This is a genomic window from Pseudomonas sp. NY8896 (assembly GCF_039634505.1).
Map to the genome: position 1 here is coordinate 1072612 of NZ_CP132350.1, position 13413 is coordinate 1086024.

At 64.9% G+C, this 13413-nt stretch carries 7 protein-coding genes; all 7 read right to left on the minus strand.

All coding sequences use genetic code 11. The annotated features are described in order from the left end of the window. Positions 1-29: 29 nt before the first annotated feature. Positions 30-1211: an NAD(P)/FAD-dependent oxidoreductase gene (locus tag Q9451_RS04770; RefSeq protein WP_012274513.1), complete on the minus strand. Its 1182-nt coding sequence runs from the start codon at positions 1209-1211 to the stop codon at positions 30-32. A 128-nt stretch (positions 1212-1339) separates the two neighbouring features. After that, entirely contained in the window at positions 1340-2677 is a 1338-nt protein-coding gene (dbpA, locus tag Q9451_RS04775; protein WP_238045876.1) for an ATP-dependent RNA helicase DbpA, read from the minus strand. A 112-nt stretch (positions 2678-2789) separates the two neighbouring features. After that, positions 2790-4217 carry a multidrug transporter subunit MdtD gene (mdtD, locus tag Q9451_RS04780; RefSeq protein ID WP_012274511.1) on the minus strand — a complete coding sequence of 476 codons (1428 nt, stop codon included), beginning with the start codon at positions 4215-4217 and terminating at the stop codon, positions 2790-2792. 127 nt (positions 4218-4344) lie between these two features. Further along, a complete protein-coding gene (locus tag Q9451_RS04785) occupies positions 4345-5664 on the minus strand; it encodes a TldD/PmbA family protein (RefSeq protein ID WP_012274510.1) in 1320 nt (439 codons plus the stop codon). Then, a complete protein-coding gene (locus Q9451_RS04790) occupies positions 5664-7106 on the minus strand; it encodes a TldD/PmbA family protein (RefSeq protein WP_012274509.1) in 1443 nt (480 codons plus the stop codon). Before Q9451_RS04790 ends, Q9451_RS04785 begins: the two co-directional genes overlap by 1 nt. Positions 7107-7137: 31 nt before the next feature. Then, the gene (locus Q9451_RS04795; protein WP_012274508.1) at positions 7138-8940 is read right to left on the minus strand and encodes an acyl-CoA dehydrogenase; all 1803 of its coding nucleotides are present in this window, start codon (positions 8938-8940) and stop codon (positions 7138-7140) included. A 502-nt stretch (positions 8941-9442) separates the two neighbouring features. Continuing rightward, positions 9443-13396: a trifunctional transcriptional regulator/proline dehydrogenase/L-glutamate gamma-semialdehyde dehydrogenase gene (gene putA / locus Q9451_RS04800; RefSeq protein WP_012274507.1), complete on the minus strand. Its 3954-nt coding sequence runs from the start codon at positions 13394-13396 to the stop codon at positions 9443-9445. Between the last annotated feature and the right edge of the window lie 17 nt (positions 13397-13413).

The window sequence follows — 13413 nt, forward strand, 5'->3', positions numbered from 1 at the left end:
GCGTTCCGTGCTGCTGAATGGATTCTACTCTACACGAACTGCGCTGCGGCGTTGGCCGATGCCCAGGCCCACTGGAAGTTGAAACCGCCCAGGTGGCCGGTGACGTCCAGCACTTCGCCGATGAAGTACAGCCCAGGGCTTTTCAGCGACTCCATGGTCTTGGACGACACTTCGCGGGTATCGACGCCGCCCAAGGTCACTTCGGCGGTGCGATAGCCTTCGGTGCCGGCCGGCACCACTTGCCAGTTCGCCAGCTTTTCGGCGATTTGCGCCAGCTCTGCTGGGGTGTACTGCTTCATCGGCTTGGACTCGAACCACTGCTCGGCCAGCAGGTTGGCCAGCTTGCGGGTGAACACTTCGCCCAGCACGGTCTTCAGTTCGGCGTTGGCGCGTTCGGCCTGCATTTGCTGCAGCCAGGTCAGCGCATCGCGGTCGGGCAGCAGGTTGATCTCGACCGTGTCGCCGGCTTCCCAGAACGACGAGATCTGCAGGATTGCCGGGCCGCTCAGGCCGCGGTGGGTGAACAGCAGGTTCTCGCGGAAGCTGGTGCCGTTGCAGCTGGCGGTGCAATCCAGTGAGGTGCCGGACAACTCGGTGCACAGTGCCTTGAGTTGGGGCTCGGTGATGGTGAACGGCACCAGCCCGGCGCGGGTCGGCAGCAGCGTGTGGCCGAACTGGCGCGCCACTTGGTAGCCGAAGCCGGTGGCGCCCAGGGTGGGAATCGACAGGCCGCCCGTGGCGATCACCAGCGACTGGCAGGCGAACTGGCCGCCGTTGGTCTGCAGCAGGTAGCCGTTTTCGGTCTTCTCGATCTGTTCGATGCTGGTGTGCATGCGGATCTCGGCGCCGGCCTCGTCGCATTCGGCCAGCAGCATGTCGAGGATGTCGCTGGCCTTGTTGTCGCAGAACAGCTGGCCAAGTTTCTTCTCGTGGTACGCCACGCCGTGTTTGCACACCAGCTCGATGAAGTCCCACTGGGTGTAGCGGGCCAGGGCCGACTTACAGAAGTGCGCATTCTGCGACAGGAAGTTGGCTGGCTCGGTGTACATGTTGGTGAAGTTGCAGCGCCCGCCGCCGGACATGAGGATCTTCTTGCCTGGCTTGTTGGCGTGGTCGAGCAGCAGTACCCGGCGGCCACGGCGGGCGCTGAGCTGGGCGCACATCAGGCCGGCGGCGCCGGCGCCGAGGATGATCACGTCGGTGGAGTGCACGGTATAAACCTATCTGGATTCGTAATGGCTACGCCGAACCTGTGGGAGCGGGTTTACCCGCGAATAGGGCGGTGCACGCACCATCGAATTCGCGGGTAAACCCGCTCCCACAGGGACCTTGCCTGGCTTTAGATAATGCGGACTTTCAGGGCGCGACCCTTGATCTTGCCGCTGTTCAGCCGCTGCATGGCCTGTTTGGCCAACGCCCGCTCCACGGCCACGAACGCCTGGAAGTCGAAGATGGCGATCTTGCCCACCTGCTTGCCTGGGATCCCGGCATCACCGGTCAGCGCACCGAGAATGTCGCCAGGGCGCAGCTTGTCCTTGCGGCCAGCGGCAATGCACAGCGTGGTCATCACCGGCAGCAGTGGTTCGCCGCCCTTGTTCTTCAGGCTGTCCAGCGAGTCCCAGCGCAGCGGGCTTTTCTGCAGGTCTTCGATGGCTTGGGCACGGTGGCCTTCGGCCGGTGCCACCAGGCTGACCGCGATCCCTTTCTCGCCAGCACGGCCAGTACGACCCACACGGTGCACGTGGATTTCCGCATCACGTGCCAGTTCCACGTTGATGACCATGTCCAGGCCATCGATGTCCAGGCCACGCGCGGCCACGTCGGTCGCCACCAGCACCGAGCTGCTGCGGTTGGCGAACATGGTCAGCACCTGGTCGCGGTCACGTTGCTCCAGGTCGCCGTGCAGGGCCTGGGCGACGATGCCCTTGGCGGTCAGGTGGGCAACCACATCCTCGCACTGCTGCTTGGTGAAGCAGAACGCCACGCAGGACTGCGGGCGGTAGTGGCCGAGCACGCGGGTGACGGCCTCCAGGCGGTGCTGCGGGTCGATCTCGATGAAGCGCTGCTCGATCTGGTTGTCGGTGTGCAGGCTCTCGACCTTGACTTGCTGCGGGTTGCGCATGAAGTCGGCGGCCAGCTGCTTGATGCCAGCCGGGTAAGTGGCCGAGAACAGCAGGGTCTGGCGGCGCGCCGGGGTCTTGCCGATGATGCTGGCGATGGCATCGAAGAAGCCCATGTCGAGCATGCGGTCGGCTTCGTCGAGTACCAGGGTGTTGAGGCCATCGAGCACCAGGGTGCCTTTGTCCAGGTGTTGCTGGATGCGCCCTGGGGTGCCGACGATGATGTGCGCACCGTGCTCCAGCGAAGCGATTTGCGGGCCCAGCGAAACGCCGCCGCACAGGGTGAGGATCTTGATGTTGTCCTCAGCGCGGGCCAGGCGGCGCAGTTCCTTGGCCACCTGGTCGGCAAGCTCGCGGGTAGGGCACAGCACCAGTGCCTGGCAGCCGAAGTAGCGCGGGTTGATCGGGTTGAGCAGGCCGATGCCGAAGGCGGCGGTCTTGCCACTGCCGGTCTTGGCCTGGGCGATCAGGTCCTGGCCTTTGAGGATGACTGGCAGGCTCTGGGCCTGGATCGGCGTCATCGAGGCATAGCCGAGGGCGTCCAGGTTCGCCAGCATGGCGGTGGACAACGGCAGAGTGGCAAAGGCGGTGGATTCGGTGGTCACGAGGCGGGCCTGCGTTGCGAAGCGAAAAATGCCGCACAGTCTACCAGCCTCGTGGCCATTCGCCCTATGATTCCATGTGTTGTTCCGGACGACGGGCACGCCTTCCGTCCGTCGGCGCCAGTTGCAGGAAGATCGCCGCCGCCAGCATGGCCATGATGCCGATGGTGACGAAGGTCAGCTGGAAGGCGCCCAGGGTGCTTTCCACGCCCTCGGCACTGCCCGCTGCGGTAAAGCCGCCGAGCAGTGCGCCGGCGCAGGCCACGCCCAGGCTCAACGCCAGTTGCGCGACCACCGACAGCAGGCTGTTGCCGCTGCTGGCGCTGGCGTCGTCCAGGTCGATCAGGGTTACTGTGTTCATGGCCGTGAACTGCATCGAGTTGACAGCGCCGAGCAGGCCCAGCTGGATCAACAGCACGGCGTAGGGCGTTTGCTCGTCGACCAGGCCGAGGCTGGCCAGCAGCAGGCCCAGCAGCAACGTGTTGCCGGTGAGGATGATGCGGTAGCCGAACCGCTCGATCAGCGGCCTGGCGATGGACTTGGCAAGCATGGCCGCCGCCGCCAGCGGGATCATGCTCATGCCAGCCTGCGCCGGAGAGTAGCCCAGCGCCACCTGCAGCAGTAATGGCACCAGGAAGGGCAGGGCGCCGCTGCCCAGGCGGGCGAACAGGTTGCCGAGGATGCCGATGGCGAAGGTACGCACGCGGAACAGGCTGGGCGAGAACAGTGGCTCCGGGTCGCGCCCGGCGCGCAGCCAGTAGGCGGCAAGGCAGGCCATACCGGCGAACAGCAGCAACATGACCCGCAAGTGCGGCAGGTGCAACTCGCCCAGGCCTTCCATGGCGATGGTGATCAGCACCATCGCCGCGCCGAACAGCAGGAAGCCGGGGCCGTCGAACGAGGTTCGCTCCGCCCCGCGCAGGTCCGGGATGAACTTCCATACTGCAATGCAGCCGATCAGGCCAACCGGCAGGTTGAGCAGGAAGATCCAGTGCCAGCTGAGGATTTCCACCAGCCAGCCACCGACCGTGGGGCCCAGCAATGGCCCCAGCAGGCCGGGGATGGTGATGAAGCTCATGATCCGCACCAGTTCGCTGCGCGGGTAAGCACGCAGCACCACCAGCCGCCCAACCGGCAGCATCAGCGCACCGCCCAGGCCCTGCACGACGCGGGCGAAGATCAGGAAACCGAGGCTGTTGGCGGCGGCGCACAGCAGCGAGCCGAAGCTGAACAGCAGGATGGCGCTGAAGAAGATGCGTTTGGTGCCAAAGCGGTCGGCGATCCAGCCCGAAGCAGGGATCAGCAGGGCCACGGTGAGCATGTAGGCGATGATCACGCCCTGCATGCGCAGCGGGTCTTCGGCCAGCGAGCGGGCCATGGCCGGCAGCGCGGTGTTGAGGATAGTGCCGTCCAGGGACTGCATGAAGAAGGCGATGGCTACCACCCAGGGGATCCAGCGGGCGGTGACGGGGTCCAGCGGGGTGCGTTCGGGCATGACTTCCTCGTTTGTCAGTGCCGGCCTCTTCGCGGATGAATCCGCTCCCACAGGAATATCACCACATTTGAGGGCAGTGGAGATCCTGTGGGAGCGGCTTTAGCCGCGAAAGGGCCGGCAAGTCCAGTCACAGTGTCAGGGTCAGGCCTTTGACCAGTGCCCCGGGCAAATGACTCGACCCGGTACTGCGCTGTCCATAGGTACTGGTCGACAAGATCATCTCGCGCTCCCGGGTCAGGTCCTCCAGTTGGCTACCCAGCAAGCTGTACAGGCTATCATCGAAGCGCATGGTACTTACCGGCCCCTGGATCTGCCCGTTTTCCACCCAGAACGTGGCGAAGCGGGTCAGCCCGGTCATGCGTGCTGCCGGCAGGTCAGAGTAGTTCAGGTACCACAGGTTGCTGATGTACAGCCCGGTGCCCAGCCGCTCAAGCACCTGCTCGCTGGCCAGATTACCCGGCGCCAGGCTCAGCGCACACGGCGATTCGTAACTGTCGGCACCATTGGCCAGCAACGCGAACTCGGCTGCACTGCGCGCACTGATCAAGCGTTGCAGCGCCTCACCGTGCTGGATCAATGGCACATCCAGACGCGGCGCACCTTCGTCGGAAAACGCCGGGCTTAGCGACCCGCTGACCTGCTCGGTGAAACTCACCAGCGGGCTCAGCCGTGCATCGCCGTTGTACAAGCGCTGCAGGGCGCTGTTGCCAGTGGCCAGGGCCTGCGCGGAAAAACCGCCCCAGCAGAGCATGCCGGCGATCTCGTCCATGGCTGCCGGAGCCAGGTAGGCGCGGTAGCTTCCCGGTTTGAGGGTGATCGCCGGGCGACCGAGGAAGCCCAGTTGTTCACGTGCCTGGCGCAGGCGTGCGATGAAGTCGTCTGCGCTCCACAGCTGGCCGGCATAGTTGGCCTTCACCGCCTGGCCGTTTTCGTGGAAAAGGCTCCAGTCGAAGTTGAAACTGTTGGCCTGGTGCCAGCCAAAGGCCCCGAACGAACTGGCAAAGCCTCGGCAGATAGGGCCTGCGGCGTAGATGCCGACCAGGTCCAGGTCACCTGCCTCGCTGTCGAGCAAGGCCAGCACTTCGTCCAGCTCGGGCAGTGGTTGTTCTTGCAGGCTGTGGCTGTGCCAGGCGCTTTCGTCCAGGCGCAGGTAGGGGTCGAGGGCCAACAGCGGCAGGGTCTGGCGCAATTGCGCCAGAGCATCGGCCAGGCGCTGGCGGTCCACCTGCACCTCGCCACTCAAGGTCACTTGCTGTTCCGCCTGGCGGCCATCGTGCACCAGCCGCAGTTGAGCGCTGGCCTGGCTCACTTCACCGGCCTGGCGCACCTTGGCGTGGTTGAAACGCACGAATTGCGACTGTTCGGCGCTGTAGCCGAGGGTGAACTGTTCGCCTGCTTGCAGGGCGGCGCGCACATCCCCGACCAGGGTTTCGAAAGCATGTTGCATCAGGCGTCTCCTCCGAATACGTCGATCTGGCGGAACACGCAGGCCGGCGAGGCATGGCCGACCCGCACCACCTGGTTGGGTTCGCCCTTGCCGCAGTTGGGCGTGCCCAGTACCTGGAAGGTGCTGCGGTCGCCGACGGCCGACAGGTTGAGCCAGAACTGCGCGGAGATGCCACGGTAGTTGGGGTTCTTGACGATGCCCTTCAGCTCGCCATTTTCGATCAGTTGGCCCCATTCGCAGCCGAACTGGAACTTGTTGCGCGCATCGTCGATGGACCAGGAACGGTTGGTACGCATCAGGATGCCGTGCTCGATGTCCTGGATCAGCTGATGCAGGCTTTGGTCGCCCGGTTCGATGTTGAGGTTGGCCATGCGGTCGATCGGGGCACGGTTCCAGCCACAGGCGCGGCTGTTGGCCACGCCGTCCAGGCCAGAGCGGAACTGCGACAGCGCGCCGCCCAGTGGGCGCAGCAGCAGGCCGTCGCGGATCAGGAACTGCTTGCTGGCCGGGGTGCCGTCATCATCAAAGCTGTAGCTGGCCAGCTCTTCGCCGATGGTCGGGTCGAAGGTCACGTTCAACAGGCTGGAACCGTACTGCAGGTGGCCGAAGTCGCTGGCTTTGACGAAGCTGGTGCCGGCGTAGTTGCGCTCGTCGCCGAGGATGCGGTCCATCTCCAGCGGGTGGCCGATGGACTCGTGGATCTGCAGCATCATCTGGTCCGGCATCAGCAGCAGGTCGCGCGGGCCGCTGGGGGTGTTGGGGGCCATCAGCAGTTGCAGTGCCTCGTCGGCGACCTGCCGGGCGGCGCCGACCAGCCCGCAACGCTCGATGATCTCGAAACCGCCCTGTTGGCCGAAGTTGTCGCGGCCCAGGCTGCGGCTTTGGCTATCCTGGCCGTCGCTGGCGGTCACACCCAGGCCTGGGAACAGGAAACGCTGGGCATGGCGTAGCTCGGCGCCGGCCGAGTTCAGGTAGGTTTGCTCGACCAGGCTCAGGCCCAGGCTGGCCTGCCAGTCCACTAGGCGGCTGTCCTTGGGCACGCTGGCCGATTCGGCAGCCAGCAGGCCAAGGCAGTCGGCGAGGCTAGGCACGGGCTGGTCGAAATGGGGTGAGAGATGGTCGTGACGAGCACTGGTCACTGGCTGCTCGCGCAGGTCCAGCAGGCTGTGCGGAGCGATCTGCCGGGCAAGTGCCTCGGCTTGTTCCAGTGCGCGTTGCAGGCCGGCCTGGGACATGTCGGCGGTGGCCGCATAGGCCTCCACGCCGTTGACCCGCACGGTGAGCATGGCGCCTTCGTCCTGGCTGAAGAACGGTGGTTCGGCAACGTTGCGCCGAACCGACAGCGCCTGGTGCGACTGTTTCACATGGCGCAGGGAAAACAACTCGGCCGTACTGCGCAGCGCGGCAAAGCGCTGGCGCAGCAGGGCGCTGGAATCGAACATGCAAAAGCCTCCGTGTACACGGTGGCTCCCCCTAGAACCACCCGTCTTGCATGGCGAGGCAGGTATCGTCGCGCGCCTCTAGCAATGCCAGCTCATTATGGCAGCCCGGTACTTCCCAGGTCAGGAAATAACGTGCGGCCTGGAGCTTGCCGAGGTAGAAGTCGCGGTCGGCAGCGTTGCCCTTTAGCAAACCAAGCTCGGCGTGAATCGCCTGCTCCAGCCAGCGCCAGCCGATAACGCAGTGGCCGAAGGCCTTGAGGTACAGGGCCGAGTTGGCCAAGGCACCAGCGACTTTGCCTTGTGCCAGGTCGCCGAGCAGGGCCAGCGTTACGCTTTGCAGGCGGTTGACTAGTTGCTCCAGCGGCTGGCGCAGAGGGTCGAGGTTGGGGTGGTGGCTGGCGCGCTCGCCGGTGTTGGCGATCAGGCGGATGAGTTGTTTGAGCCCGGCGCCATTGTTTTGCGCCAGCTTGCGGCCAAGCAAGTCGAGCGACTGAATGCCCTCGGTGCCTTCGTGAATCGGGTTCAGGCGGTTGTCGCGGTAATACTGTTCCACCGGATATTCGCGGGTGTAGCCGTGGCCGCCGAGAATCTGGATCGCCAGTTCGTTGGCCTTGAGGCAGAACGTCGACGGCCACGACTTGACGATCGGAGTCAGCAGGTCGAGCAGTTCCTGGGTCTGCTGGCGGGTGCTTTCTTCGCTGGCGGTGTGAGTATCGTCGAATAGACGGGCGGCATACAGGCCCAGGTCAAAGGCACCTTCCACGTAAGCCTTCTGGGCCAGCAGCATGCGCTTTACATCGCTATGTTCGATGATCGGCACCGCTTGGCTGTGTGGGTCTTTGTTGTCCGGTAGCCGGCCCTGCGGACGCTGTCGGGCGTATTCCAACGAGTAAAGGTAGCCGGCGTAACCTAGCATCACTGCACCCATGCCGACGCCGATACGCGCCTCGTTCATCATCTGGAACATGCAGGCCAGGCCCTGGTGCGGCTGGCCCACCAGGTAGCCGACGCACTCGCCGTTGTCGCCGAAGTTCAGCGCGGTGGAGGTGGTGCCACGCCAGCCCATCTTGTGGAACAAGCCGGCCAGCAGCACGCCGTTACGCGGGCCACGGCTGCCGTCCGGGTTGACGTTGAACTTGGGCACGATGAACAGCGAGATGCCTTTCACCCCGGGCGGGGCGTCCGGCAGCTTGGCCAGCACCATGTGCACGATGTTTTCCGACAGTTCGTGGTCGCCACCGGAGATGAAGATCTTGTTGCCTTTGAGCCGGTAGCTGCCGTCGGCTGCAGGTTCGGCGCGGGTGCGGATGTCGGCCAGAGACGAGCCGGCGTGGGGCTCGGTCAGCGCCATGGTACCGAAGTAGCGGCCCTCGATCATCGGTTGCAGGAACAGGCGCTTCTGTTCCTCTGTGCCGAAACTCTCGATCAGGTTGGCTGCGCCCATGGTCAGGAATGGGTAGGCCGTGGTGCCGGCGTTGGCGGCCTGGAAGTGGGCGAAGCAGGCCTGCGACACCAGGCTGGGCAGCTGCATGCCACCCACCTCGAAGTCCCGGTTGGTGTTGAGAAAGCCGGCTTCGAGGAAGGCGTCGACGGCAGGCTTCACCTCGGTGATCAGCTCCGCGCGACCATCCACGTAGCGCGGCTCGTTCTCGTCGGCCTTGCGGTTGTGCGGGGCGAAGTACTTTTCGGCGATGGTGCGGGCGGTGGTCAGTGCCGCGTCGAAGGTTTCACGGCTGTGCTCGGCGAAACGCGGGCGCTGGGTGAGGGCTTCGGCGTCGAGTACTTCGTAGAGCTCGAAGGCCAGGTTACGAGGGCTGAGCAGGGTCTCGGGCATGGGTGCGGTCCTGAGGCGGGATGCTGCGAGTGTAGGGAACCGGGTGGTGTGGGGGGAGGTTAATAGGTTTGGGTGATATGGGTTTAGAACGGTTGGGGCATACAGGTGCTTGCCTTGATGCTTTCTGCGCCTGTGAGACCGAGCGCCGCCCGCGCGGCGCATCGCGACGCAAGGCCGCTCCTACATTTGTTTCGGGCCAGTCTCTCCTGTGCCTATGGCGCGCGTACCCTGGAGGCATGGCTGGAGATCGATAAGAGCGACTGCGCCCCCTTCAATACCGCATGGAACAAACAAGGCGGACAGCGGTGGCCTAACAGGATGAACTGGCCCGAAACAAATGTAGGAGCGGCCTTGCGTCGCGATGCGCCGCGCGGGCGGCGCTCGGTCTCACAGGCGCAGAAAATGCTGTGGCGAGCACCTGTCAGCCCAACCCTATCTCAAGACAACCGCCCATAAAAAAGGGAGAGCCTAAGCCCTCCCTTTTCTTCAACAACCCTCAGCCTCAGCCAATGGTCATCAGGCTGGCGTTACCACCCGCCGCCGCAGTATTCACACTCACCGCCCGCTCAATCACCAACCGCTCCAGCGCAATCTGGTGATCCCCGCTGGACAGCCCGTGCACACCGACGATCGCCCCGGCGCGCTTGGCCACCTGCTGGCACACGCTGCGCAGCTGGTCCGAGTCGCCATGGTGGATCACGGCGTCGAACGCCACGTCATCCTTGTTCCAGTCCGCCACCAGCTTGACCTTGGCCTGCAGCTCACGCGGCAGGCGGGCACGCAGGGCCTTGCCCGGTTCGCTGTCAGCCCACACCGCCGAGCTGCCAACGGCCAGTACCGCAGCCAGTTGCGCCAGCAGGTCGGCTTCGTTGTCCGCCAGGCACAGCACGTGCTCGCGCGGCAGGATGGTGTAGCTGTTGCGCTCGCCGGTCGGGCCTGGCAGCAGGCGGGCGATACCGCTTTGCGACTGGCTGGCGAACTGGTCGCACAGCGCAGCCAGGTCAGCCAGCTGGTTGCTCTCGGCCCAGGCCTTCAGACCATGCAGCGGCTTGATCAGCTGTTCGTGCAGGGTGCGGTCTGGCTTGCCTTCGCCGTCCTGCTGCTGGAAGTGGCGGCCAATCGCGTCGGCCGGGCGGGTCGACAGCAGGCGGTACAGGTACAGCGGGCCGCCTGCTTTCGGGCCGGTGCCGGATAGGCCTTCACCGCCGAACGGCTGCACGCCCACCACCGCACCGACAATATTGCGGTTTACGTACATGTTGCCGGCATTGGCGGTTTCCACCACCTTGGCGATGGTCTCGTCGATGCGGGTGTGCACGCCGAGGGTCAGGCCATAGCCAGAGTTGTTGATCTGCTCGATCAGCTGGTCCAGGTTGCGGCGGTTGTAGCGCACCACGTGCAGTACCGGGCCGAAGATTTCACGCTTGAGCTCGTCGAAGCTGTCCAGCTCGATCAGGGTTGGCATGACGAAGGTGCCGCGCTTGATCTCGGCAGCATCGGCAATGGCAACCTGATAGACCGAGCGGCCTTTTTCACGCATGCCCTGGATGTGCTTCTCGATGCCGGCCTTGGCTTCGGCGTCGATCACCGGGCCAATGTCCACGGCCAGGCGGTCCGGGCAGCCCAGGCGGCTTTCGGCCATGGCGCCCTTGAGCATTTCGATCACGCGGTCGGCGGAGTCTTCCTGCAGGCACAGTACGCGCAGGGCCGAGCAACGCTGGCCAGCGCTGTCGAAGGCCGAGGAAACCACGTCGATCACCACCTGCTCGGTCAGTGCCGAGGAGTCGACGATCATCGCGTTCTGGCCACCGGTTTCGGCGATCAGCGGGATCGGGCGGCCCTGGTTGTCCAGGCGACCGGCGACGTTGCGCTGCAGCAGGCGGGCGACTTCGGTGGAGCCGGTGAACATCACGCCTTTGACGCGCTCGTCACCGACCAGGCCAGCACCGACGGTTTCACCGCGGCCTGGCAGCAACTGCAGCACGCCCTCGGGGATGCCGGCTTCCAGCAGCAGGCGCACGGCCTGGGCGGCGATCAGCGGGGTTTGCTCGGCGGGCTTGGCCAGTACCGGGTTGCCGGCAGCCAGGGCTGCGGCCACCTGGCCGGTGAAGATCGCCAGCGGGAAGTTCCATGGGCTGATGCACACCACCGGGCCCAGCGGGCGGTGGGCGTCGTTGCTGAAGTCGTTGCGTGCCTGCACCGCGTAGTAGCGCAGGAAGTCCACGGCTTCACGCACCTCTGCGATGGCGTTGGCGAAGGTTTTGCCGGCTTCGCGGATGAGCAGGCCCATCAGCGGTTGGATCTCGGCCTCCATCAGGTCGGCGGTGCGCTCCAGAATGGCGGCACGTTCGGCGGGTGGGGTGGCCTGCCAGATCGGTGCGGCGTTCAGTGCACACTGGATGGCGTTGTCGACATCGGCGACGGTGGCCTCCTGCACATGGCCCACCACATCGCGAAGGTCGGCCGGGTTCAGCACCGGCACGGCAGCGCTATCGCTGGCGGCGCAGGCCAGCAGCGGGGCGGCTTTCCAGTCGTTGTGAGCGGTGGCCAGCATGGCGCAGGACAGCGACGCCAGGCGGTGTTCGTTGGCCATGTCGATGCCGGCCGAGTTGGCCCGCTCGTTGCCATACAAGTCGCGCGGCAGCGGGATGCGTGGGTGCGGCAGGCCGATGCTGCCTTCCTGGGTGCCCATGCGCTCGATGCTGGCGACCGGGTCGGCGACCAGTTCCTGGATGGAGATGGAGTGGTCGGCGATGCGGTTGACGAACGAGGTGTTGGCGCCGTTTTCCAGCAGGCGGCGTACCAGGTAGGCCAGCAGTGTTTCGTGGGTGCCGACCGGCGCATAGACGCGGCACGGGCGGTTCAGCTTGCCATCGGCAATCTTGCCGACCACTTGCTCATACAGCGGCTCACCCATGCCGTGCAGGCACTGGAACTCGTACTGCCCCGGGTAATAGTTCTGCCCGGCGATGTGGTAGATGGCCGACAGGGTGTGGGCGTTGTGGGTGGCGAACTGTGGGTAGATGGCTTCTGGTACGGCCAGCAGCTTGCGGGCGCAGGCAACGTAGGACACGTCGGTGTACACCTTGCGGGTGTACACCGGGTAGCCTTCCAGGCCTTCGACCTGGGCACGCTTGATCTCGCTGTCCCAGTAGGCGCCTTTAACCAGGCGGATCATCAGGCGGTGGCGGCTGCGCTTGGCCAGGTCGATGACGTAGTCGATCACGTACGGGCAGCGCTTCTGGTAGGCCTGGATGACGAAACCGATGCCGTTCCAGCCCGCCAGCGAAGGTTCGAAGCACAGGCGCTCGAGCAGGTCGAGCGACAGCTCCAGGCGGTCGGCCTCTTCGGCGTCGATGTTCAGGCCGATGTCGTACTGCTTGGCCAGCAGGGTCAGCGACAGCAGGCGCGGGTACAGCTCTTCCATCACGCGCTCGTACTGGGCACGGCTGTAGCGTGGGTGCAGTGCCGACAGCTTGATCGAGATACCTGGGCCTTCATAGATGCCGCGGCCATGGGAGGCCTTGCCAATCGAGTGGATGGCCTGCTCGTAGGACGCCAGGTACTTCTGCGCGTCGTGTTCGGTCAGCGCGGCTTCGCCGAGCATGTCGTAGGAATAGCGGAAACCCTTGGCCTCGAAGCGGCTGGCGTTGGCCAGGGCTTCGGCGATGGTTTCACCGGTGACGAACTGCTCGCCCATCAGGCGCATGGCCATGTCGACGCCCTTGCGGATCATCGGCTCGCCGCTCTTGCCGATGATGCGGGTGAGCGAGGAGGTGAGGCCGGATTCGTTATGGGTGCTGACCAGCTTGCCGGTCAGCAGCAGGCCCCAGGTAGCGGCGTTGACGAACAGCGACGGGCTGTTGCCCAGGTGCGGCTGCCAGTTGCCGGTGCTGATCTTGTCGCGGATCAGCGCGTCGCGGGTGCCCTTGTCAGGGATGCGCAGCAGCGCTTCGGCCAGGCACATCAGTGCCACGCCTTCCTGGGACGACAGCGAGAACTCCTGCAACAGGCCCTGGACGATGCCGGCACGGCCGCCAGCGCTCTTCTGGTTGCGCAGTTTTTCGGCGATGCCGGCTGCCAGCTTGTTGGTGGCTTCGGCCAATGGCGCGCTCAGGCGTGCCTGCTCCAGCAGCATCGGCACCACTTCCTGCTCGGGGCGGCGGTAGGCGGCAGTGATCGCCGAGCGCAGTACCGACTGCGGCAGGATGCTCTCGGCGAATTCGAGGAAGCACTGGTGGCTGTGGTCGGCCTGGACTTCACCGGCATCATCGGCCAGGTTGCTGACATGACCGTTGAGTTCGGTCAGGGTGGCACCACCCTCGAGCTTCTCCAGATAGTTGAAGATCGCTTGCTTGATCAACCAGTGCGGCGTGCGGTCAATGGACTGCGCAGCTGCTTTGAGTCGCTCACGGGTCGGGTCGTCGAGTTTGACCCCAAGGGTGGTCGTCGCCATTTCTTATCCTCGTTATT